26 protein-coding genes are annotated in these 24359 nt (G+C 34.9%); 20 read left to right on the top strand and 6 right to left on the bottom strand.

Annotated elements, in window-relative coordinates:
• Nucleotides 1–74 precede the first annotated feature (74 nt).
• From ACS3UD_RS10175 to ACS3UD_RS10090, 18 genes are all read left to right on the top strand, one after another.
• A complete protein-coding gene (locus tag ACS3UD_RS10175; RefSeq protein WP_308139713.1) occupies nucleotides 75–272 on the top strand; it encodes a flagellar FlbD family protein in 198 nt (65 codons plus the stop codon).
• A gap of 14 nt (nucleotides 273–286) precedes the next feature.
• Complete coding sequence (locus ACS3UD_RS10170; RefSeq protein WP_308139714.1) at nucleotides 287–1159, top strand: motility protein A; 873 nt, start codon at nucleotides 287–289, stop codon at nucleotides 1157–1159.
• 23 nt (nucleotides 1160–1182) lie between these two features.
• Nucleotides 1183–1989 (top strand): OmpA/MotB family protein, encoded by an 807-nt coding sequence (locus ACS3UD_RS10165; protein WP_308139715.1) that lies wholly within the window; start codon nucleotides 1183–1185, stop codon nucleotides 1987–1989.
• A gap of 25 nt (nucleotides 1990–2014) precedes the next feature.
• Complete coding sequence (gene fliM / locus ACS3UD_RS10160) at nucleotides 2015–3001, top strand: flagellar motor switch protein FliM (RefSeq protein WP_308139716.1); 987 nt, start codon at nucleotides 2015–2017, stop codon at nucleotides 2999–3001.
• Nucleotides 3002–3014: 13 nt separating this feature from the next.
• Complete coding sequence (gene fliY, locus ACS3UD_RS10155) at nucleotides 3015–4148, top strand: flagellar motor switch phosphatase FliY (RefSeq protein WP_308139717.1); 1134 nt, start codon at nucleotides 3015–3017, stop codon at nucleotides 4146–4148.
• A gap of 19 nt (nucleotides 4149–4167) precedes the next feature.
• On the top strand, nucleotides 4168–4530 hold the full coding sequence (locus tag ACS3UD_RS10150; protein ID WP_308139718.1) for a response regulator: 363 nt from the start codon (nucleotides 4168–4170) through the stop codon (nucleotides 4528–4530).
• 66 nt (nucleotides 4531–4596) lie between these two features.
• Nucleotides 4597–4869 (top strand): flagellar biosynthetic protein FliO, encoded by a 273-nt coding sequence (locus ACS3UD_RS10145; RefSeq protein WP_374049899.1) that lies wholly within the window; start codon nucleotides 4597–4599, stop codon nucleotides 4867–4869.
• 46 nt (nucleotides 4870–4915) lie between these two features.
• Nucleotides 4916–5665 carry a flagellar type III secretion system pore protein FliP gene (fliP, locus tag ACS3UD_RS10140; protein WP_308139720.1) on the top strand — a complete coding sequence of 250 codons (750 nt, stop codon included), beginning with the start codon at nucleotides 4916–4918 and terminating at the stop codon, nucleotides 5663–5665.
• A gap of 12 nt (nucleotides 5666–5677) precedes the next feature.
• A complete protein-coding gene (fliQ, locus tag ACS3UD_RS10135; RefSeq protein WP_308139721.1) occupies nucleotides 5678–5944 on the top strand; it encodes a flagellar biosynthesis protein FliQ in 267 nt (88 codons plus the stop codon).
• 8 nt (nucleotides 5945–5952) lie between these two features.
• Nucleotides 5953–6720 carry a flagellar biosynthetic protein FliR gene (gene fliR, locus ACS3UD_RS10130; protein ID WP_308139722.1) on the top strand — a complete coding sequence of 256 codons (768 nt, stop codon included), beginning with the start codon at nucleotides 5953–5955 and terminating at the stop codon, nucleotides 6718–6720.
• Between the two features lie 16 nt (nucleotides 6721–6736).
• Nucleotides 6737–7801 (top strand): flagellar biosynthesis protein FlhB, encoded by a 1065-nt coding sequence (gene flhB / locus ACS3UD_RS10125; RefSeq protein WP_308139723.1) that lies wholly within the window; start codon nucleotides 6737–6739, stop codon nucleotides 7799–7801.
• Nucleotides 7801–9858: a flagellar biosynthesis protein FlhA gene (flhA, locus tag ACS3UD_RS10120; RefSeq protein ID WP_308139724.1), complete on the top strand. Its 2058-nt coding sequence runs from the start codon at nucleotides 7801–7803 to the stop codon at nucleotides 9856–9858. The genes flhB and flhA overlap by 1 nt, the downstream gene beginning before the upstream one ends.
• A gap of 17 nt (nucleotides 9859–9875) precedes the next feature.
• Nucleotides 9876–10667, top strand: a complete 792-nt coding sequence (locus ACS3UD_RS10115) for a sigma-70 family RNA polymerase sigma factor (protein WP_308139725.1) — start codon at nucleotides 9876–9878, stop codon at nucleotides 10665–10667.
• A 4-nt stretch (nucleotides 10668–10671) separates the two neighbouring features.
• The gene (locus tag ACS3UD_RS10110) at nucleotides 10672–11424 is read left to right on the top strand and encodes a flagellar hook-basal body protein (RefSeq protein WP_308139726.1); all 753 of its coding nucleotides are present in this window, start codon (nucleotides 10672–10674) and stop codon (nucleotides 11422–11424) included.
• A 17-nt stretch (nucleotides 11425–11441) separates the two neighbouring features.
• Nucleotides 11442–12140, top strand: a complete 699-nt coding sequence (locus tag ACS3UD_RS10105) for a flagellar hook-basal body protein (protein ID WP_308139727.1) — start codon at nucleotides 11442–11444, stop codon at nucleotides 12138–12140.
• 35 nt (nucleotides 12141–12175) lie between these two features.
• Nucleotides 12176–13645, top strand: coding sequence for a DUF342 domain-containing protein (locus tag ACS3UD_RS10100; RefSeq protein ID WP_308139728.1), 1470 nt, complete (start codon nucleotides 12176–12178; stop codon nucleotides 13643–13645).
• 50 nt (nucleotides 13646–13695) lie between these two features.
• Nucleotides 13696–14301, top strand: coding sequence for a chemotaxis protein CheC (locus ACS3UD_RS10095; RefSeq protein ID WP_308139729.1), 606 nt, complete (start codon nucleotides 13696–13698; stop codon nucleotides 14299–14301).
• Nucleotides 14298–14780 carry a chemotaxis protein CheD gene (locus tag ACS3UD_RS10090; RefSeq protein WP_308139730.1) on the top strand — a complete coding sequence of 161 codons (483 nt, stop codon included), beginning with the start codon at nucleotides 14298–14300 and terminating at the stop codon, nucleotides 14778–14780. The genes ACS3UD_RS10095 and ACS3UD_RS10090 overlap by 4 nt, the downstream gene beginning before the upstream one ends.
• A 64-nt stretch (nucleotides 14781–14844) precedes the next feature.
• On the opposite strand, the gene ACS3UD_RS10085 is transcribed toward ACS3UD_RS10090, so the two are convergent.
• From ACS3UD_RS10085 to ACS3UD_RS10060, 6 genes are read right to left on the bottom strand one after another with little or no spacing between them, the layout of a single operon-like run.
• Nucleotides 14845–15114: a late competence development ComFB family protein gene (locus ACS3UD_RS10085; protein ID WP_308139731.1), complete on the bottom strand. Its 270-nt coding sequence runs from the start codon at nucleotides 15112–15114 to the stop codon at nucleotides 14845–14847.
• Between the two features lie 14 nt (nucleotides 15115–15128).
• A complete protein-coding gene (locus ACS3UD_RS10080; protein ID WP_308139732.1) occupies nucleotides 15129–16907 on the bottom strand; it encodes an S-layer homology domain-containing protein in 1779 nt (592 codons plus the stop codon).
• Between the two features lie 8 nt (nucleotides 16908–16915).
• Entirely contained in the window at nucleotides 16916–17548 is a 633-nt protein-coding gene (locus ACS3UD_RS10075; RefSeq protein ID WP_308139733.1) for a PilZ domain-containing protein, read from the bottom strand.
• Nucleotides 17549–17563: 15 nt separating this feature from the next.
• On the bottom strand, nucleotides 17564–19576 hold the full coding sequence (locus ACS3UD_RS10070) for a cell division FtsA domain-containing protein (protein ID WP_308139734.1): 2013 nt from the start codon (nucleotides 19574–19576) through the stop codon (nucleotides 17564–17566).
• Nucleotides 19569–19859, bottom strand: coding sequence for an EscU/YscU/HrcU family type III secretion system export apparatus switch protein (locus tag ACS3UD_RS10065; protein WP_308139735.1), 291 nt, complete (start codon nucleotides 19857–19859; stop codon nucleotides 19569–19571). The genes ACS3UD_RS10070 and ACS3UD_RS10065 overlap by 8 nt, the downstream gene beginning before the upstream one ends.
• Nucleotides 19846–21276: a hypothetical protein gene (locus ACS3UD_RS10060; RefSeq protein WP_308139736.1), complete on the bottom strand. Its 1431-nt coding sequence runs from the start codon at nucleotides 21274–21276 to the stop codon at nucleotides 19846–19848. The genes ACS3UD_RS10065 and ACS3UD_RS10060 overlap by 14 nt, the downstream gene beginning before the upstream one ends.
• A gap of 197 nt (nucleotides 21277–21473) precedes the next feature.
• Here ACS3UD_RS10060 and ACS3UD_RS10055 point away from each other — a divergent pair, with 197 nt between their 5' ends.
• A complete protein-coding gene (locus tag ACS3UD_RS10055; protein ID WP_308139737.1) occupies nucleotides 21474–23549 on the top strand; it encodes a chemotaxis protein CheA in 2076 nt (691 codons plus the stop codon).
• A gap of 2 nt (nucleotides 23550–23551) precedes the next feature.
• On the top strand, nucleotides 23552–24358 hold the full coding sequence (locus ACS3UD_RS10050) for a CheR family methyltransferase (protein WP_308139738.1): 807 nt from the start codon (nucleotides 23552–23554) through the stop codon (nucleotides 24356–24358).
• Nucleotide 24359 lies beyond the last annotated feature (1 nt).

Raw genomic sequence — 24359 nt, 5'->3', positions numbered from 1 at the left:
TAGAGGAATTAACTATGCTTACAAAAGTTTTGTGAATATAATTAATGCTTTTATTAATTTACATGGGAGGATATATGGTAGAAGTATTGGGTATTAACGGAGAGGCTTTTTTAATCAATGCAACATTGATAGAAAAAATTGAATTTATTCCGGAAACTAAAATTACCTTAACAACAGGTAGATATTACTTAGTTAAAGACTCAAAAGAAGGAATAGTAAAAAAGATTATTGAATATAATCAAAAAATCATCAGAGGAATAACTGCTGAATAACAAAGGAGTGCATCATGAACATATCATTTTTAGTAGGATTGCTGGCGGGAATTGGACTGGTTGCTTATGGCATTCTTCAAAGCGGATCAAGTACCTCACAGGTTGTGGCGAGTTTTATTAATTTTCCGAGTATGTCTATAACCTTTGGCGGTGCTATAGCTGCAACAGTTATGTCAGTTCCCATAAAGTATATAAAAGATGTGCCTAAGAATTTCAAGGTGCTCATGAAAAGGGAAAAAATAGACCTTGGCGTGTATATAGACACAATAGAAGAACTGGCCAAGGAGGCAAGGCTTAAGGGCCTTTTGGTTCTTGAGGAAAAAGTCACTAATATAGAACTTCAGGATGAGTTCTTAAAATACTGTGTTATGCTTATAGTTGATGCAATTGAACCAACAAAGGTGAGGTCACAAATTGAAAATGAAATTGACTGTATTGAAGCGAGGCATTCTTCAGCTTGGAAATTTTTTGACACCCTCGGTTCTTTCGGCCCTTCATTTGGTATGATAGGAACATTGATAGGACTTATAAACATGCTTGCGAATATGAATGTAACAAATGGAGCCAGTTCCTTGGGTCAGGGAATGTCTGTAGCGCTTGTTACGACATTTTACGGTTCCATGCTGGCAAATCTGATTTGTGCACCAATATCAAACAGGTTAAAAGCGAAGCATGACGAAGAGATGATTGTTAAAGAAATGATTATGGAAGGCGTTCTTTCTATACAATCAGGAGAGAATCCGAAATACATAAGGGAAAAACTAAATTCGTATATAACATACGAAGAAAGAGGAAGCAAGGATAACTCGGATGAAGAAGGCAAGGGTAATAAAAAAGACAAAGGTAAGAAAAGAGGCAAAGGCAGAAAGAAGGAAGCAAATGCCTAATATTTTGAATAGTAGGGATTATTATGGCTAGAAGAAAAAAATTAAAAAGAGGCGGCGGAGCCAGTTGGCTTGAAACTTACAGCGATATGGTAACATTGCTTCTGACGTTTTTCATAATGCTTTATGCGATGTCAACCATTGATGCAGCTAAGTATGCAGCAATTGTAGCGTCATTTTCAAAACAGATGAATCCTGAGGTATATTATACGCAAGGTTCGCCTTCCGATAGAGAAGGGGAAAGTGAAGCGGTTGAGATGAACGATGATGAAGAGGAATCGGATGAATTGGATGCACTTTATTCTCTTCTTAAGCAATATGTTGATGAAAATAATCTTACAGAACAGGTAGAAATAAGCAAGACCAAAGAATATGTCTTTATTAGGTTTTCGGACGCGGTTACATTCAGAGGATACAGTGATGTATTGGAGCAAAGCGGAAGAGATATCTTAGATGTGTTGGCGCAAGGGCTTGTGCTGGTGGATGAATATGTTGAAGAAGTTATAATAGCAGGTCATACTGCTGAGGTAGAATATGATAAGACCGATATTGACCGTTCACTGTCTACGGATAGAGCGAATGTGGTATTAAAGTATCTGGAGGATAAGGACGTCATAAGTCCGGCCAAGTATCTGGCCATCGGATACGGATTGTATAGCCCTATAGCTGACAATTCAACTCCGGAGGGAAGGGCAAAGAACAGAAGAGTTGAAATTTACATTTCCAGAGCTGGATATCCCATAAGCTATACGAAAAAAATTCAGGAAACTATAAACAGTAATGATCAATCAGATGAAAATATAGAATACAAAAAAAATTCATATATAAATTAGCTAAAAATACGGAATGAGGGAAGTTATGGCAGAAATACTATCGCAAAGCCAGATAGACGAGTTGCTGAACAACTTAAACAGCGGTGATGTTAATATACAGGAGCTGGAAGCGGCGGATAAAAAGATAAAAGAATATGACTTCAGAAGTCCTAAAAAAATAACCAAAGAAACAATAAAGTTGCTTAAAGGTATCTACGAGAACTATTGCCGAATGTTGACGTCAAGGCTGACTTCAATGCTTAGACTCATGTGTGACGTTTCGGTGGAACAGGTCGAAGAAAGCATATTTCACGAATATAATAATGCGTTGGATGATTATGTTCTGATGGGGCTTATAGATGTTGAGTATCCTGATGATACGAAAGCTGACAATCAAATACTAATGGAAATATCAAAGCCTTTGTCTTTTGTGATTATAGACAGACTTCTCGGAGGAAGTGGTGAGGAGTACGATAACATAAGAGATTATACGGACATAGAATTATCTCTTCTGAACAATATGATTAAACAACTTGTAAAAATGATGGGCAGCACATGGGAAAGTACTTTGCAAATAGAAACGAATCTTTCAAAGATAGAAACTAACTCGAGATTTATTCAATCGATAAATTACAACGATTCAGTGGTAATAGTGGTTCTGAACGTAACATTAAATCAATCAAGCGGGAAAATTACCATATGCGTTCCATTGAATATTCTGGAAGAAATATTAAAAAAAGCAAGTATAATATCAAAGTCTATGAACAAGAAGTCCGAGCAGAGCATAGAAGAGCAAAAGTCAGCAATAATGGATTCATTGAGATCTTCAAAATTAACAATTACGGGAATATTGGGAAAATCAAATGCAACATTGCAGGATATTGTAAATATGCAGGTTGGAGATTTAATAATATTGGATAAAAGCATTAATTCAGATGTTGATGTTAATGTGGATGGAGAAAAATGGTTTGAAGGGAAATGGGGAACAAGGAAAAATAAGGGTGCAATAAAGATAAATAAAACTATACATTAAATGAGGAGCTATTATGGTAAATGGAAATATTTTTTCAGATATGGAACGGGATGTAATAGGAGAAGTTATGAACATAAGTCTTGGCTCTTCTGCTACTTCGCTGTCCACACTGTTAGGTAAAAGAGTTGAAATAACAGTACCAAGGGTAAATGTAATAGAGGCTGTTGAGTTCAACTACGAAAATCTTGAACCTGCTATAGGTGTTGAGATAAACTATATAGAGGGACTGAACGGTGTAAATCTGATGATTTGGAAAAGGATGGATGCAAAAGCAATCATAGAAATTTTGCTGGGACAGACCATATCTGATGATGAATTCGAAATGGATGAAATAAATACAAGCGCCATATGCGAAGTTATGAATCAAATGATGGGGTCTGCGGCTACAGCTCTTTCAGATTTTTTAGGAAAGTCTATAAACATATCGACACCTATGGCGTATGAAATTGACAACAAAACAGAGTTCAGAAGCAAATATTTTACAGAAGAAGATGTTATTGTTGCAGTCAGTTTTGACCTATTTATAGAAGGCAGTGTTAAAAGTCAGTTTGTTAATGTAATGCCGGTTTCTCTTGCAAGAGAAATAATTTCTAATTTCCTGAAGGGAACTGAAATGCCCTCGAATGATGAAAAAGAAAGTCTTATAGATCAGGCGAGAGAATCGGAAGATTCTAATAAAAGCAAAGTAACAGCTGAGGAAGTCAAAAAATCTACAAATGTTATTGAAGATGATGACGATAAAGAGATATATATTGAGGAAAAGCCTGAAAAAAGTAACGAGCCTAGGAAGGTTAAGCAGAAGCAAAAACAGCAGGTTCCTGTAAGTGTAAGACCTGTTAGAATTAATGAATTCAGCGAAGATGAAGAATCTTTTTCACAAGAGCAGCTGTCGAATCTTGAATTGATTATGTCTGTGCCGCTGGAAATAAGTGTTGAAATAGGCAAGACGAAGAGACAGATTAAAGAAATTCTTGAATTTTCTCAGGGAACAATAATAGAGCTTGATAAACAAGCAGGAGCTCTTGTTGATATAATAGTCAACGGCCAGTTGATAGCAAAAGGAGAAGTTGTGGTTGTTAACGACAATTTCGGTGTTAGAATAGCAGAAATAATTAAGAAAGACGAATTGATGAAAATAACTTTATAAGCACATAATGGAGGGAAAAATGGCAGGTAAAATTTTAATAGTAGATGATGCAGCATTTATGAGAATGATGATAAAGGATACACTTAAAAAGAATGGGTATGACGACTTAATTGAAGCAGCTGACGGAGAAATTGCAGTACAATCATTTAAGGCGGAAAATCCGGATCTGGTAATAATGGATATTACGATGCCAAATAAAAATGGTCTCGAAGCATTAAAAGAAATAAAAGAAATTGATCCAAACGCAAAGATAGTAATGTGCTCTGCAATGGGGCAGGAATCCATGGTTGTGGAAGCCATACGGAATGGAGCAAAGGACTTTATAGTAAAACCATTTAAAGCAGAAAGAGTATTAAAAACAGTTCAAGGAATACTGGGATAGGGGCTGGTTAAAATTTACAAGGATATATTATCCCTCATATTTTCAATAATAGGAATAGTACTGGTATTGTTCCTGACTTATTACAGTACAAAATGGCTTTCAGCTAAGACAAGCATTGGCATGAAGTCTAAATATATTAACATAGTCGATAAAATAATGCTGGGACAAAATAAATTCCTTGCAATTGCAGAAATAAATGGTAAATTTTACCTGATTGGAATTACAGAAAAAAATATTAACGTTCTCAGAGAGCTGGATGATTTTTATCCTGCAACAGATGAGATAACTGAGCATCCAGCGGAGTTCGGTAAATTAATTGATAAATTTCTTAAAAAATAGTATCAACATAAATTATTGCGTTCCGTTTTGTCTGAAAAGAGGAAGTATGATAAGAAAATTCATAAAAATATACAAGATATCGATAATACTGCTTTTAATTGCGCTGTTAAATGTACAACCCGCCTACGGTGGCGTTATAAATATGGATATAAACGGCGATGCACTTGAAACAGTTGAAATTTTGGTTTTATTAACCGTTGTATCACTGTTGCCTTCAATATTGATCATGATGACAGCCTTCACAAGGATAATAATAGTTTTGTCATTTATGAAAAATGCTTTAGGGTTGCAGCAGACACCGCCTAATCAGGTTTTAATAGGAATAGCATTGTTCTTAACTTTGTTTATTATGTCTCCTGTAATAAATGAAATAAATACTGAGGCATATGAACCATATAAAAATGAAGAAATAACGCAGAAAGAATTTTATGACAGAGCTACGGATCCTCTAAAAGAATGGATGCTGAAACAAACAGGCAAAAATGAATTGAAGATGTTTGTTGATATGTCTGGCGACCAAGAAATTCAAAATTCCGAAGGCGTTGAAAATCTTCCTCTGACTGTTGTTATTCCGTCATTTGTAACTAGTGAATTGAAAAGAGCATTTATATTGGGATTTTTGCTTTATATACCATTCTTAATTATTGACATGATAGTTTCAAGTGTTCTCATGTCCATGGGAATGATGATGTTGCCTCCGGTAATGATTTCAATGCCTTTTAAAATACTTTTATTTATTCTTGTTGACGGATGGTCATTACTGTTTAAAACGCTTGTTACTACTTTCAATTTTTAAAAGGGAGAAAAAATGAGTATTTCACTTGCTATGGAAGTCATGCAGGCAGCTGCAGGAGCGGCTATAAAAGTAGGAGCTCCCATATTGCTTGTTAGTTTAACGATAGGGTTGGTGATAGCCGTTTTTCAGGCTGCAACTCAAATACATGAACAGACTCTGACATTTGTTCCCAAACTTTTTGTAACTGCAATTATACTTATTATAATGGGACCGTGGATGGCAGAAATAATGTCTGATTTTACGCATTATGTTTTTGACTTGATGCTCACGGTTTATTAGGGGATAATATGACATTTTCAGGGGATTTTACGTATTTTTTATTAATATTAGCAAGAATGAGCGGCTGTATTTTTTTTAATCCGCTATTTGGAAGGGGAAATATTCCTGTATTGGTTAAAACATCCGTAAGCTTGTTTCTTGCGGTGACGGTTTATGGAGTGCTTCCTCCGGAAAAAATAATAGCTATTGGATCATTAATTGAATACTTTTTATTAATTGTAAAAGAAATTTTTATTGGATATTTAATCGGATATCTTATGAATTTGTTTTTTTCCACCGTGGTTATTTCGGGAGAAGTTATTGATATGCAGACAGGTATGTCCATGTCCAAAATTTATGATCCAAGCAGCAGTATGTCGACCGGTATATCGGGAAGTTTTTTGAATGTAATACTTATTTTAGTATTTTTTAGTGCCAGCGGACATTTGACCTTGATTAATATATTTATTACCTCCTGCAAATTAATTGAGATAGGTCATTTTTCAATACCTGAGGAATTATTTTTTAATATGGTTGACTTGTTCAAACAGATATTGATACTCTCATTGAAGCTTTCAATGCCTATATTAGCAGTAGAGGTAATACTTGAATCAGGTATAGGTATTTTAATGAAAGCAATACCACAAATACAGGTTTTTTCTGTAAATGTTCAACTTAAAATTTTGCTGGGAATGCTGATGATAATTGTACTTGTACCGACATATGCGACATTTATAGATAATATAGTGACACTTATGTTTGATACTATGGAAAACAGCTTGATGGCGTTGATCTAATAGAAAAAGGATAGCTATGGCAGGAGAAAATAAAACCGAAAAAGCCTCTCCCAAAAAGAGGCGCGATGAAAGAAAAAAAGGTAATGTATTTCAAAGTAAGGACATTGTAACAGTAGGGGTAATAGCTGTTTCATTTGTAATTCTTAACTTTTGGGCTCCGCACATTTATATTTATACTGCCGGTGCTTTTCAGAAATACATACACTTGATGGAAATAACATATGACATCAACGATACTTTAATCAAGCATATGTTCAAGGATATGGCATTTACGATTTTTGCCTCCGCAGGATTGCTGATGGTTTCTGTGATGGCAGCATCTATTATATTTACAGGTGCGCAGACAAAGTTTCTTATTACCAAGGAAAATATAAAATTTAAGTTTTCCAAGCTTAACCCTCTGACAGGGATTAAAAAGATGTTCTCCATACGATCTCTTGTTGAGATTACTAAAAATATAATTAAAATTGCAATATTGGGATATGTAATATATTCTTCAATCATAGACAAGCTGTTGCAGGTTCCTAAACTAGCTTCAGTAGATCTTGCAATCGGTATTGAATTTATTTTTTCTTCAATTATGGCTATTGTTAAAAGTGTGATTATTGCGTTTGTGGCTATCTCGGCGTTTGACTTTTTGTATTCGTGGTGGGAATACGAAAAAAATATCAGGATGACAAAACAGGAAGTTAAGGAAGAGTACAAACAGTTGGAAGGAGATCCTCTAATAAAGGGTAAAATAAAAGAAAGGCAAAGGGCAGCTGCAATGACAAGAATGATGCAGCAGGTTCCAAAAGCAGATGTAATTATAAGAAATCCTACACATTTTGCAGTTGCTATTAAGTATGATATCGACAAGGATAATGCACCTATAGTCCTTGCAAAGGGAATGGACAACATTGCCATGAAGATAATTGAAAAGGCTGAAAACTTGAATATCAGCATTGTAGAGAACGTGCCTCTTGCAAGAGCTTTATATGCTTCAGCCGAATTAAACCATGAAATACCATTAGAATATTATGAGCCTGTGGCAGAAGTTCTGGCATGGGTTTATAGGCTCAGGGAAAAGGAAAAACATTAATGAGACGCATATTAAACAACTCTATTTCTTTATTTATAATTGCAGTAATACTAATGATAATAATACCATTGCCGCCATTTATGCTGGATTTAATGTTTATTATCAATATTTCAATATCAATAATTATTTTACTTACAACTATGTATATTAAAGGAGCATTAGAATTTTCGGTATTTCCATCACTACTGCTCATAACTACATTATTTAGATTATCTTTGAACGTTTCGTCTACAAGGCTGATAATGACAAACAAAGGAGCGGCGGGAGAAGTTATAGCTACATTCGGAAACTTTGTTCTTCAGGGTAATGCAGTAGTAGGGTTTGTAATATTTTTAATTATTGTACTGGTTCAATTTATTGTTATTACAAAGGGAGCGGAAAGGGTCGCAGAAGTTACGGCGAGATTTACTTTGGACGCAATGCCCGGTAAGCAGATGGCTATTGATGCAGATTTGAGCTCAGGTATCATAACAGAAGTAGAGGCTAAAAAAAGAAGAAGCGATATACAGAGGGAAGCTGATTTTTACGGAGCCATGGATGGTGCTACAAAATTTGTAAAAGGCGATTCCATAATGTCCATAATAATAACTGCAATTAACTTTCTCGGCGGTGTTATTATAGGAATGGTTCAGGGTGGAGCTACATTTTCGGAGGTCTTGCAGACATACTCAATTGCAACCGTAGGAGACGGGCTAGTTTCGCAGATACCTGCCCTATTGATTTCAACTGCAACAAGCATGATAGTTACAAGGGCGGCATCTGAATCAAGCCTTAATGTTGATCTTACAAAACAGATAAAATCGCAGCCTTTGGCATTAATAATATCAGGAATAGTTCTTTTATTCATGGCAGTTATACCCAATTTTCCTAAGACGCAGACTATTATTCTTGCTTCTATATTTATTTTCCTTGGGAGCAGGCTGCTTAAGTCCAATGAAAAATTAGCGCAAAGTTTGGAAGAACATGAAGAAAACGAGCCTGTAACGGAAGCTGCTTCGGAAGATGAATATTTCAGAAATATTGACAACATATATGAGCTGATTCAGATTGACCCCGTTGAGATGGAAGTAGGGTACAGCTTGATTCCACTGGTTGATGAAGCAAGCGGAGGAAACTTTATAGACAGAGTTGTTATGTTCCGCCGCCAGTTTGCACAGGAGATGGGAATGGTTATTCCTTCTGTGAGACTGAGAGATAACGGGTATCTCAATCCAAATGAATATGTTATTAAACTTAAAGGGGAAGAAGTTGCAAGAGGAGAAATTTTAGTTGAATACTATCTTGCTCTTGACCCAGGGGGTCTGACCGGTGAGGTTGACGGAATTGAAACAATTGAGCCGGCATATGGTATACCTAGCAGATGGATAGCAAAGGATAAAAAGGAACTGGCGGAGATATACGGTTATACGGTTATTGACCCGCTATCGGTTCTTATAACACATTTGTCCGAGGTTATAAGAGTTCATGCCCATGAACTTTTATCAAGGCAGGACATGAACCAGCTTTTGAGCAATGTAAAGAAAATTAATGAATCGTTGGTTGAAGAAGTAGTTCCTGGGATTTTGTCTACTGGGAACCTCCAAAAAATATTAGGTAATCTGCTTAGAGAGGGAATACCGATTAAAGATATGGAAACTATTTTGGAAACCATAGGTGATTATGGTACGTCAGTGAAAGATACCGAGATGCTTACAGAGTATGTAAGACAGTCATTAAAGAGAACAATTACGCATAAGTGGTCCGACGGAGGACAAATTAAGGTCATAACATTAAGTACAGATGTTGAAAAATTAATAATAAATTCAATAAGCAAAAATGACAGGGGATCATATCTTTCAGCCGACCCTGAATTGATGCAGAAGCTTGTAGGTCAGCTGATAGAACAAATAAATAAATTGAAGGATGAAATAAACATACCAATTATCCTTACATCTCCATTTGTGAGAGGATATTTTAGAAAACTGCTGGATCAGTTTTATCCTAAGGCAGTGGTTTTATCCTTTAATGAAATTGACAATTCTGTCCAGATACAGGCAATGGGTAATATAGCAATCTAAATGAAAGAGTGATGCATATGATTTTAACTGATAATAATCAGGTACAATCCAATGAAGATAAATTATGGGAACATTATTATGCTGCAAGAGATATCCATACAAGAAATTTAATAATTGAAAAATACAGCTACTTAGTTAAAATAATAGCTTTGAAACTGAGGGGTATATATCAGCAATACGGAGATGTGGAAGATATCGTAAATGAGGGAATGATTGCTTTAATGGAAGTAATAGAAAAGTACGATACTTCGAAGAATACAAAATTTGAAACATATGCATCAATACGTATTAGAGGATCGATTATTGATTATGTCAGGAAACAGGACTGGATTCCGAGAAAAGTAAAAAGTGACTATAAGGTAGTGAAGGAAGCTGAGAATGAATTATCTAATAAGCTTGGGAGAGTTCCGTCTGATACTGAAATAGCAGAATATCTTAAAATGGATATGAGTCAATTTAATCAAATTGTCAACAATGCATATGGTACAAGCATTATGTCCTTTGAAGAGCTGTTGGGGGAAGCAAATTTGAGAGACAATGAGCTTAACAGTGCATACGAACTGCCTGAGCAAAAAATGGAATCAAAGGAGCTTCGACAGGTTTTGATTGAAAGCATTAATAATCTTAAAGAAAAGGAAAAGCTGGTTATTTCACTTTACTATAAAGAAGAACTTAAACTGAAAGATATAGCTGATATTTTAGCTATAAGCAATTCAAGAGTTTCGCAGATACATACGTCAGCATTGCAGAAATTAGGGAAAAATATAAAAAATTATTTAAATGATAATTTTGAGAAGAACGAGAGGTGACAATATGTCAAGAGGGTTGTATTCTTTAACATCAGGAATGCTTACACAGCAAAGGAAAATAGACATTTCGGGTAACAATATAGCAAACATGAACACAGCCGGCTATAAAAGAGAGCAGGCTGTTACATCAAATTTTGGAAACATGCTGATAAATAAATACAAGCAAAACGGAATTTATACAGAAGCAGAGGAAATAAACAATGTTTCCATAATAAGAACTGTAACCGAGAATAATACCATACATTCTCAAGGAACATTGGAAGAAACCGGAAGTAATACCGATTTTGCCATTGTAGGAGCGGGGTTTTTTGCAGTTGATAATAACGGGCAAATTTCATACACAAGAAACGGAAGCTTCAATATTGATGAAGAAGGGTATTTAATTCTTGAGGGGGCCGGAAGAGTTCAGGGTGAATTTGGAGAAATATATATAGGAGGAGACACATTTGATTTCTCTGAGGACGGGAGCATAATAGTTGATGATGAGGTTATTGACAGTATTGCTGTTTACGATTTTGAAGACTATGCCGATCTTAGAAAATTCGGAGAAGGAATGTTTATATCGGATGTTGAACCTGATCTTGTGGACTACCCTTCAATAAAGAATAAAACTATAGAAAGATCAAATGTAAATATGACAGAAGAGATGACTAATGTTTTGTCGTCTCAAAGGGCATTACAGACAGCAGCCCAAGCGTTGAAAATATATGATATGATTAATGATAAGGCGGTTAACGAAATAGGAAAAATTGGATAGCGGGAGGACAAGGATTAATGATTAAAGCATACTATACGGCGACGAATGGTGCATTGAGTAGCCAGAATTATCTCGATGTATTATCTAATAATATGGCTAATATGCAAACAGAAGGTTTTAAGAGATCTAAACCGGAATTTTCTGATTTATTGTATACTAATATAAGAGGTGTGCAGGGAGAGAATACCGATCTAAAGTCAGGTAGCGGAGCAAAAATCAGCAAAGTGGACGTAATACATACTCAAGGTGCACCTGTAAGAACAGGAGTACCTACGGATTTTGCTATTCAAGGAGACGGATTTTTTGCTGTACAGTTTGAAGAAGAAAATATGTTTACAAGAGGAGGTAGTTTCGAACTCACAAATATTGACGGTGAAAAATACCTGACATTTCAGGGAGGTTATGTACTGAATGAGGATGAAGAGCCTATAATTGTAGAAAATGTTGAAGATATAAATGTAGGAGTATTTATATTCAGCAACAGAGGTGATCTGGCCCAGGCCGGTGGCAATCTGTTCAGAATTGCAAATGATGATGCGGAATACAATCTGTTTGAAGAGGCGAATGTTGCAAAGGGATTTTTAGAAGCTTCAAATGTTGAGATGTCGGAAGAAATGATAAAACTTATTCAGACACAAAAATCATTTCAACTGAATTCAAGTGTAATTAAGACAGCAGATGAAATAGAACAGACTATAAATGCTCTAAGAGGATAAAATGTAACAGAAATCTTATTGATAAAGGATATGCCATGAATAATTCAAATAATATAATTAAAGATGATACTGAAGAAACTGCATTTGTACAGGAGGAAGCTGTTAGATGCAAAATCAATCACCTTATTTCTGCAGATGGATTAAAGGCTTATATTAGAATTGAGTCACCTGATAATCAGGCAGAGTTGTACTGCGAAGAAGTACTTGATTACTTGGCAGAGCAGAATATTGTATACGGCATAAGAAAAGATGAGATTAAGAATTACTGTATCAAAAAAGAATATTCAAAAGAACTTGTTGCTGCATCAGGTAAAGAGCCGGTTAACGGAACAGATGCTCAACTCGTTTATGACTTTGATATATCAAAAGAGAATATTTTTATAGAAGATGAGGACGGAAGAATTGATTTCAGAAATCTAAACAATGTAATAAATGTAACTAAAGATACGGTATTATGCCATATAATTCCGGCAAAAGAAGGAGAAAATGGAATCGATGTCTACGGAAAGCCTGTTTATTACAAACCCGGCAAAAATGTCTCGTTTAATTACGGTAAGAACACACACATATCTGATGACGGACTTAAACTTCTTGCATCAACAGAAGGTTGCGTTGAATTCAAAAACAATAAAGTCTTTGTGGAAGGCGTTTACAGAGTAGAAAATGTGGACAACTCAACCGGAAACATAGATTTTTTGGGAAGTGTAATCATTAACGGAGACGTCAAAGAGGGATTTTCTGTAAAGGCGGTAGGCGACATTAAGGTAAGAGGCATGGTTGAAGGCGCATTTATAGAATCAGACAGTGATATCGTAATAAGCAAAGGAATGAATGGAATGGGCAAAGGAACTATTTATGCGAAAGGTAACGTAACAAGCAAATACATTGAAAATGCTAATATAGAAACCTTAAAGTCCGTATATGCAGAAGTATTGATTAATAGCAATGTAAAAGCTGCTGATTCAATAATACTTAGAGGCTCCAATGCTGCCATAATTGGTGGAACTAGCGAAGCTGTAAATGTAATTTACGCAAAAACAATTGGCAGTAAAACAAACTTGGAAACAAATTTGGTTATTGACCTTACAAAATATCAGGAAGAGCAGAAAATAATAGACATAAAAAAGAAATCGAACTTTAGACTTGAAAAGGATTTGGTACTAAAAAAGAAAGAACTAAAAGAAATAGATGAGAAAATGGATTTAATACTAAATTCATCCTTGGATAGCGAAAATAAAAATAATGTTCATAAGCAGCTTGTGCTAATGAAGATCAAAGCTAACAATGAAATTTATGAAATAGAAAGACAGCTGACAGAAATAATTCCAACGGATAATATTGCAAATCACAAAATAATATGCAAAGGTATTATGTATTCTAATACAAGAATATCAATAGGATGGATGAAGTTCAGGGTCAGACAGGATATCAGCTATAGCAAAATTTATAATGACGGCGATGACATTTCCATAGTGACGTTAAATTCGGCTGACTTGGAAATATAAAATTTTCTTAAAGCGATATCCACTTATATATTTTAGAGGAGGGCAGTACTTTGGAATTAAATGATATGCACATAGATGTATTAAAGGAGATAGGTAATATAGGGGCAGGAAATGCGGCGACGTCTTTATCCAGTATGCTTTCCAAACGAATTGATATGAACGTTCCGGAAGTTAGTCTTTTAAATTACAATGATGTGATTGACTCTATCGGAGGTGCCGAAAATGTTGTGGTAGGAATTCTTGTGAGCTTTGGCGGAGATATTGACGGTGTAATTTTATTTTTGCTAAAAAAAGAATTTGTTCATCTTATAATAAATTCTTTACTTGGAACCGAACTACATAATTTTGAGGAAATATCTGATATGGAGATGTCTGCGTTATCAGAGATAGGAAATATAATGGTCTCTTCGTATGTGAGTTCAATTTCGTCTCTTACCAACATGAAAATAGATATAACAGTTCCATCATTGAATATTGATATGTCAGGAGCGTTGCTTGATGCTGTTACTGCTGAATTTTCTGAAGCAGCTGATAAAGTAATTTTTATCAAGGAAAAATATTTTTGTCAGGATGAAACGGTATACAGTCATATGCTTTTACTCCCAAGTATTACATCCCTGCAGATTTTATTAAAGAAGTTTGGATTGGATATATGAGCCAGGAAGTAAGTGTAGGAATCTCAGACATGAAAATAGTAACTTCTCCCAAGGGATTAATTTCTTATGCTTTGGGCTCATGTGTGGGTATTTGTATCATAGATAAGGCGGCTCAGCTGGCAGGGATGGCTCATATAATGCTGCCGTATAAAAATAATTCCAATGAAACGAACAAATTCAAATATGCAGATACGGGGATAACGGAAATGGTTACGCAGATGGAACAGTTGGGTGCAAAAAGAGCAAGAATGATTGCAAAAATTGCAGGAGGAGCTAAAATGTTTGATATAAAAAGTAATTCTTCTTTGGGCAGTATCGGTGAAAGAAACATAGGAGCTTCAAAAGAGACACTGCGTGTGCTTAACATAAGGCTGTTTGCTGAGGACGTTGGGAAAAATTATGGGAGAACAATTATATTTGATAGTACCACTGGTTATTTAACAATTAAATCATTCGGGAAAAATTTAAAGGTTATATAAATATTAAACGACAAGGAGGCAAAGTTAATCTCCTTGTCGTTTGTTTTATGATATAATATTTTGATCAATGACTGGGATGCTTTGAAATAAATTCAATAGCCTTAATCACTTCTGCTATAACTTCTGCCTGGTGTTGAAATTCTAGGGATGAATATTCTGCATAAACCTCTCCCTTTTTCGTTGTTATGTAGTTCGGCTTGAGATTGTTAAGTGCTTTTGCTGTTATATCGTCAATACATTGCTCACACTTGCAGATTTCTTTGTATGCAGGGTCATTTTTAAGTAAGCCGGTTAGACAGTTTTTTACAATTTCTTCTGTGTAATTAATTACCATTATAATCTCCCTGATTATTGTATTTTTTCTCTGTACATTCCTACCACTGAAATAATTATGTCATTGTAGTATTTATGTTTTGCAATATCATGAAAGCTGTAATACTTATTATATAATGAACTCACAAAGGACAGCTCTAAATATGACGGGTTGTATCCGTATAACATGTTAATCGCATGTACCACTTCCCCTCTTGTTATAGGCCTATCAGGATAAAATTTATCAGAATTGCTTGTTACAAGGCTTCTGCCCGCTATTTTAATAATTTCTTTTTCTGCCCAGTGATCATGTATATCTGAATAATCAATATTATTTGAAGCCGGAAGGCTGTTAAGCAACGATTTGTAAGAGCTTATCTTTGTCAGCATCTGGCAGAATTCAGCTCTTGTTACATTATTATCCGGCTTGAAGGTTTTGTCCTTATAGCCTGAAACATATCTTTTTGCGCTGCCCATAGATATATAGTCGCGCGCCCAATGAGTGCTTATATCGGTGAATTTTGATTTTAAATGGGCACTTGTATCGTAGGGGAGATCGTTAAGTCTGCAGAATATGGTGACCATTTCAGCTCTTGATATTGATGAGTCCGGGCTAAAACTTACCGGGCTCTTTCCATTCATATACGCCGGAAGTATATTTTCAAATATTTTTGGCTCATCAGGCTTTTCGTATCTAGAACCTCTATCTTCAAACAGCTTTTCTGTACCGCCGAAATCATGTACGTCAAGATTAATTTTGTGCTTGCTCCTAGGGGTTCGTGCCCCTTTTTTTACAGTAATTGTTTCAACAGTTCTGTTGCCGCTTTTATCAACCACGGTAAATATATATTCACCTATGTACTTTATTTCTGAAGAATGGATGTATTCTGCCTCAGTTCCGTCGATGTCAACATATTTTCCATCATAAGTGATAATGTAATCAAGACCGAAATCATCTTCTGCTTCCAAACTTAAAGTATCGTCATTTACTAATGACAAATCGACATTAGGTCTTCGGTAATCTATCCCTGTGATATTAAAGTTAAATATGTGCTGAGAGTTTCCCGATTTAACTAAGACTACATAGTTACCGTTGTCGTCATAAATATCCTTTGCGGGTACAGCTTCATAAGATTCATTGTTCGTGAAGTTGTATCCGAAATATTCCACAACTGTGCTGTAATCATTATAGTTAACAGGTGAAATGTGTATTAGTAGATAAAATTCACCAGATTTTATAATTTTATAATTATACATCTTTCCTTCAACATCTATGGAAAGATCAAAGGGCACATTGTTTTTAAGTTTGTCTATGTAGTAATTAACCTCGTTTGTTACAAAATCTCCATTTGGAGCGGATATCTGCCTCTGTCTGTCAAGATGCATATAAAAAAGAGGGGATTTTTTTTCGTAATCATACTTCAGTTTAAAATCCGCATGTATTTCATCCGCTTCATTATCCTCTTCATCTTCAATTTCGTCAATATCATCTACGATGTATGTAAATGTTTTTTTATATTTACCGTCATACACCGTAAAAGGATATTTACCGTTTCTGTCGGCTATAAAAGAGGTACTTGCTGCTTCTACGAAGTATCCTGTGGGCAGATATATGTAATACGTATATTCCTCGTCGTCATCTTCATCATAATATTTGCTGCCATAAGGAGTGATTGTAATTTCTTTAAACTTTGTATCTGAAACATCACTTTCCGTAAATTTTGCTTTTATATTGTTGCTTACAGCACCGTAGCATGTGCTGATGATGCTTAATGCTAAAATTAATATACCTGTTATAATTGCTGTTTTTTTCATTGGTACTCCTATCTGTTTTTGTATAATTGCAGCTGCCTGTCGTACAAGTATTTTGTAATTACGGATTCATTGTATGAATTTAATTTTTTAAACATACAGCCGTAATTTTTGGCAGACAGTTCCTTTGTGTATGAGTCGTAAATCTTATCTATTCTTATTACTTTTGCTTTTAATTCAATAACCTGATATTTTTCATATTGAAATTTGAAAACAATTATGTCATTTATCAGCAAATCGTAATTTGAGGATATCATCATACCGCCTATGCTAAGGTTTAGAATGGTAATTTCCAAATTTGGAACATTTTCTGTCACATCCTCATCATTTCTATATAAGTAGTCTATATATAATGATAAATCAGTGCGTACCTTTAGGGAGTTTCTTCTTTCAATAATAGGGTCATTTCTCAATATCATAGCATTAAGCTGATTTATTGAGGCAAGGCTTACCTTGCAGTAATATGGTTTTATACCTGAAAACTCATTGTAAATTTCAATGTTAATTTCAGATCCTGATTTTAATATTGGCAGGTCATTTCCTTTAACCTTTATTACTGAGCTTCCTATGCTTAGCAGCATTCCCACACCAATTAGTTTTTTATTTTTATCATAAATTTTAACCTGCTTTTCTGTGCTTTTCATTTTATCCCATCCAATTTATTTTGTATATTCAGAGTCCCATTTAATAACAATATTGTCATCTTCGGCTATGGGGTTAAGGTAAGAAGCTTCATTTCCGTTATGAATGAGCACAATATTGCCTTTTGGGTTCGAAGGATCTATATTTGTGAAAGTCAGCATGTCGGCAAATATGTATGGGGACCCGTTGTCACGCTTTGGAAGTTGTATTTTTTTGCCGTTAACCGTAACACTAATGAAAGAATCAAGTATCAGCTCCTCCTTTGGAACTTCTTTTTCAGCTTTATTTGCAATTACGGGCTCAATTTTCAAAATATCTACCTTTAGTCCGTCATAAAGCTTGTATTCTAAGTCTGCTTCAATGCCATTGATATAACTCTTATATTCTTTTTCATCTAAATTGTATAACTTGTACAAATCGCTTATATTTTTTAGCTGTATAATTTTCAGAACATCTGAATTTCCTATTACGTAATCCTTGTCAACTTCCGTATCGTTAACAAAGAAATTTGAGCATAATTCTGTAGGTACTCCGTTGAAATAAACAATTCCACTGTTACTTTCTTCAACAATGTCGGAAATTTTAATAACGTGAGTAGCTCCGTCTTTAGCGGGAATAATTTCAATTGTATCTCCGGGCTGTATCTCAGATTCAATATTAGCAGAGACTGAATTAACATAAATCTGACATGGAGTAGAAAATTCTCCTGCATAATAGTGCTCTTTGCCGTCGACAGTAAATCTCAAACTTTTTCCTGAAAAGCCAATCAATTTCTTCGTATCAAATCCCGACATAAGTATGGCATCCATAACCTTCATTTGCTTTATCCCATAAAGCCTTACTTTTTTATTGTTTACCTTAACGCTGAAAAAATCGTAATTCCTGTTAAGAATTACTGAATAAGCGATTCCCAAAGGAGTAATAAGCTCGGGGCCAAAATTGCTTAAGGAGTTTAAATCTACATTGCGAAGGCTTTTTTTATCGGTTAATGCTATTCTGGAATTCGGAATATTCAAAAGTTCTGATAAGAATTCTCTAATAAAGGGAGTTTTACTGCCTCCGCCTGCTAAGAAAACAGCGGCGGGTGTTTCTTTGTTCATTTTTGATATTTTTTCAGCTAAATCTGCGCATAAATCATAAACGGCAGTTTTTATTGATTCGAGTATCTCGTCTTTGCTTATATCCTGTGTAATTCCCAAAACATTTGTTACCGAAATATATTCATCCACCTCATTGAGCATAAATTTTATTTCTTCTGCCGCTTTAAAATCAACCAGATAATTTTTCATTATGCACTCAGTGATTTCGTCACCGGCAATTGTTGCCATGTCATAACCCACAACACTTCCTGCTTTAGAAATGGCTATGTCTGAAGTCCCGGCTCCGATATCAACCAATACTAAATTTAGGAGCCTCAATTCTGGCGGTATAATTAAATCCATTGCAGCAATTGGTTCCAGTGTCAGATTACATACTTCAAGCCCGTTGTTGTCCATGCATGAATATAAACCTTCAATTACAGTGTGCGGTAAAAAAGCTGCAATGATTTCTACCGAAACCATATTTCCCCTGTGCCCTTCGATATTAGACATTGTTTTGCCGTCAAGTTTGTATCCCAGTACGCTGTACCCGACGCAATAAAATAAGTCTTTTTCTGAATTTTTTATAAATATATCTTGTGCAAGCTTTAAAGCTTCTGTTTCCATGGCAGAAATAAATTCTGCGGTTAAGGGAGATCTTATATCGATATTTTTTTCCAGCATGATTCGTTCGGTTTTTAAGGCTCTTCCTGCTGCAGCTATGCTTACTCTTTCAAGCTCGATGCCCAGCTCTTCTTCAAGTTCGCCTTTAACTGTACCTATAACCCTGCTGACTTCTTTTATATTCTCAATCTGACCGTCGACCATGGATCTTTGCTTGTGCAAAATGCTTTTAATGCTTCTTATTTTTAATGTATTTTCTTCATTATCACATACAACTCCAACAACAGAACGGGTACCAATGTCTAAAGAAAATATATAATCATTCATTTTCAGCACCATCCTTTTGTAGTTTGAAGTTAAGAAAGTAAACATAAATATCAACTATTGCACTAAAAAGTTCCTCCGGTATTTCACTTCCCATATCAAGTTGCGACAGCAGAACGGCAAGAGAATCATCCTTGTATACGGGCACTCCTGTTTCTTCAGCAATTTTTACTACCTTATCAGCAATATACCCTGCTCCGGAGGCTATTACAACAGGAGAATTATTTTTATTTGGATCATACTTCAAAGCTGCTGCGCGCTTTGAATTGTCGTTATATTGTGACATCTACACCGCTTTTCCTTTCAGATAGATTTGTAAATACATCGCTGAATTTTCTTTTCTTTACGCTTTCCTGGATATTAATTCCGGAAACACCTATGTTATTTTTGTTCAGCAGATTGTTTAAATCATTCTTAATTTTATCAACATGCTTCGATATGCTGCTAGGTACATATATGTCCAGGTTAAGTGAGGATTCTTTAAGTACAACAGTCGTTTCAAAGTAACCGATATTCTGTATGTCAAAGGTTATAAAGACCTTGTAAGTCGGCGTATATTCCTGCTTTCTTTTTTTTGAAGGACTATCCTCGTATTCTTTGCCTATCCACAGTTCAGAAAACATAAGCATGCCGTTATAACTTAAAGGCAGGAACATATGAATCAATGGAATGTGCACGTTTTGCACAAACAGAAGTGATTCGGTCATATCGTTCATAACTCCTTTGTTAACATGGCTTTCACTGTCCTTTACTCCGGATTCGAGTAGCTTTACAAATGAATCAACAGCATCGTTTTTAAGAGATGACGAAGCTTCATAAGCAGTTATTAAAGAAGCCTTCAATGATTCCATAAACTCTTCTTTTACATCAAAATTATACTTTATATATTCGAACAAGGTTTCAAGGCTGTCGGCAAAGCTGTCTTTTGATGCTGATTCCAGTCTAACGATATTATGGACAAGAACTGATACATAGTCTCTTATCGGTCCAAAATCGTTCATTTTAGAAATGTACCGTCCCATAAATGGAAGAATTTCATTTTTCAATACATTCAGGTTTAAGTCAATACCTTTTGAATTATCTGATATTATTTTTCCGGTCATTTCATTAAAAGAATTTTTAAGTATCTCAGGTATATTTCTTTCTATGTTTTTTAAAGCTGATGTGATTGAACGAGTAGTTTCGTCAACAGATGCAAAACAATCGTAGCTTCTCAAAAAATTGCGTACAACATATTGAAAATCTTTGTTGTTTGGATTACTGTTTATAAGAGTTCTTAAATTGTCAAAAAACTCCCCGTGAAATTTCGTATATGTATTCTGCTGAAACTTGAGAAAATTTAAAATTTCGGCATCATTCATTTCTATGTCATGCAAAAGTGTTTCAAACAAAACGCTTAATATCGGATCGCTTTTTATGTTTGCGTTAATAAACTGTCTGTTAAGCAGCAGCTTTTTTGCCCCATCTGTTAGAACAGGAGAGTTCTGCAGGATTTTTATAAATTTTTCGAACACAGAGTCAGGATTGTAGTTAAAAAGGTTCTGACCGGTTTGATTGCTTGGATCCTGCTTGGACGGTTTTGTTACTTTGGTAGGATCTATTACGTCAAATGGTGTAATTTGTTCTGTTTTTAGTTTTGGTTTACTGTATGAACTATCATTTACCGTATTGCCTGTTTTAATATTTATATTGTTGTCAAACATAATGTCTCCTGAGTTAAGGTATATTTATTATACTATATTATCAAATAAATTTAAACTCTATAAGTAGTATATCGGCAAAAATATGGTTTAAATAAGTCAAAAAATAAAAAACATACTCTAAAATGCTTAATAATTTATAAAAAATGCCGATATAAAAAACAAGAAAAGGTTCGAATAATTCGAATAAGGAGATTAATATGGATAACAATTTTGATTCTGTACTGGACATGTATCTTTTTGAAGCAAATTCTCTGCTAGAACAACTGGATGAAATTTTACTCAGGGCAGAAAGCGAACAGGCATTTGATAAAGAGTGCGTCGATGAAATATTCAGAATAATGCATACAATTAAGGGCTCATCTGCAATGATGCAGTTTAACAGCATTATGACAATATCACATAAAGTAGAAGATTTGTTTTATTATATAAGGGAAAACGGAGTAGAAGCCAAATATAATGAAGACCTGGTAAATCTGGTATTCAAGTTTACGGATTTTATAAAAGATGAAATTTCTAAAATAGAAGAAGGGCAGGAACTTGAAACAAATCTACAGCCATTTGAAAAGGAAATACTGGATTTTTTGAACATAATATCTGGAAAAACGGCTGCAAAAAATACCTCACCAAACGAAGAAGCAGCATTGACTCAATCTTCGGCTGTTCTAAAAAAAGAGGAAGAAATTGATGAAACGGCTGCGAAAACAAATTTTACAGGCAATGCATATGCTATTAAGATTATTTTTGATGATGATATTGGAATGGAAAATATAAGGGCATATCTAATAGTTAATCAATTAAAAGAAACAGGAGTTGATTTTTCGTATAAACCGGAAAACATAGAAAGTATTTCGGAAACATCTCAGGACATAATAAAAAACGGATTTTTTGTATACGTTGATGATAAGGAATCTTTAAATGCTGCTGTGGGCGTAGTAAGAGAAGCTTTAAATGTAAAAAATTATACAGTTATAGAATACTCTAAGGAACAAAAACAAAGTCCTAAGGAAGAGCATGCAGAGATTAAAGATAATTCCGGGAACTCAGGTGCAGTTGTAAAACCCGTTAGTACTGCAAGGGTGGAATCAACAGCAAAGCACAGTAAGCAGAGCTTAATTACTGTGAACCTTTCAAAGTTGGACAAACTGGTGAACATCGTGGGAGAATTGGTTATTGCGGAATCAATGGTGGCTTCAGATAATGAGATAAAAAAGCTGAATTCTGAAAATTTCACAAAATCAACCAGACAGATGCGAAAGCTGACAGACGAACTTCAGGACATTGTAATGTCTCTCAGAATGGTGCCTGTATCGGGCGTGTTCCATAAAATGAAAAGAATAGTACGAGACATGGGAAAGGAATTAGATAAAGATGTTGAACTGATACTTTCCGGAGAAGATACAGAAATAGATAAAACCATTGTTGACGGAATTTCAGATCCAATAATGCATTTAGTTAGAAATGCAATGGATCACGGAATTGAATCGGGCGGTGAAAGAATACAAAAAGGTAAAAACGAGAAGGGTATAATAAGACTGTCAGCTTCAAACACAGGCGGAGAAATTCACATAACTGTTGAAGACAACGGAAGAGGATTTGAAAGCGAAAAAATTCTCATAAAGGCTAAAGCAAAAAATATGCTGACCAAACCTGAAAGCGAATATACTGCGAAGGAAATCTATCAATTCTTGATGCTACCGGGATTTTCAACAAACGAGGCAGTTACGGAATATTCGGGAAGAGGAGTTGGTATGGATGTTGTTAAATCAAATGTAGAAAAGGTTGGCGGAACTGTTGCTCTGGACAGCAGAGAAGGTGAAGGGACAACTATAACATTTAAAATACCTCTGACGCTTACAATAGTTTCCGGCATGCAGGTAGTAGTGGGAGAATCGGAGTTTATTATACCGATTAAAAATATTCAGCAGTCATTTAAAACAACTGAAAAGGAAATTATCAACAACACTGACGGCAGGGAAATGATTTTAATCAGGGAAAAATGCTATCCCATTGTCAGAGTAAATGAACTGTACGGCATATCATCCGATGTTACAAGTATTGATGACGGAATACTAATTCTTGTGGAGTCCGGAGACAGCAGCATATGCTTGTTTGTAGATCACATAATAGGAGAACAACAGGTTGTGGTTAAGCCGCTGCCTCAAATATTAAATAAATATAATTTAAAAGAAGCAGGAATTTCCGGATGCTCCATACTGGGAGACGGAAGTATAAATTTAATCCTTGATATAGGAAATTTAATAGAAAGTATGTAGATATGGTAAAATTAACAGACGGCGAATTTCTTGAATTTGTTCATTATATGCATAATAATTACGGAATAGATCTTTCTAAAAAAAGAATATTGATTGAGGGAAGACTATCGAACATAATAGAAAAAAAAGGCATGAAAAGCTTTGGTCAATACCTCGAAAATGTTAAGAAAAATAATAAGGATGAAATTACAACACTTATAAATAAACTTACTACAAATTATACATATTTTTACAGAGAAGATAATCACTTTAAATATTTAAAAGATGTGATACTTCCTTACGAAGAGAAGAATAATAAATCAAAAATACTGAGCATATGGAGTGCAGGTTGTTCTTCGGGAGAAGAGCCGTATACACTGGCCATGGTAATTGATGATTATTTTAAGTTTTCAAGAGGTCAGTGGAAAATTCAAATATTGGCTACAGATATATCGGAAAATGTCCTTTCAAAGGCTCGTGAGGGAGTTTACGCCGAAGATTCGTTAAAGAATCTCCCAGAAGCATATAAGAAAAGATATTTTGCAAAGACTGACGACGGTAAATTTCGGGTTTTGCCTAATATAAGAAAATATATAACCTTTAATGTGTTTAATTTGATGAATCCAATAGCTGTTAAAAATAAACATGATGTAATTTTTTGCAGAAATGTAATGATATATTTTAATGCTGAAACAAAAATAAATATGGTAAATAAATTTTATGAGGCGACAAAGCCCGGTGGGTATTTGATGATTGGACATGCTGAAACCATACAAAGGAACCAATCAAAATACCAATATATAAACCCGGCAATCTATAAGAAGGTATAAT

The sequence above is a fragment of the Sedimentibacter sp. LTW-03 genome, from assembly GCF_052059825.1.
In the GTDB taxonomy this organism is placed as follows: Bacteria; Bacillota; Clostridia; order Tissierellales; family Sedimentibacteraceae; genus Sedimentibacter.
This window is presented reverse-complemented; position numbering and strand designations above follow the sequence as displayed.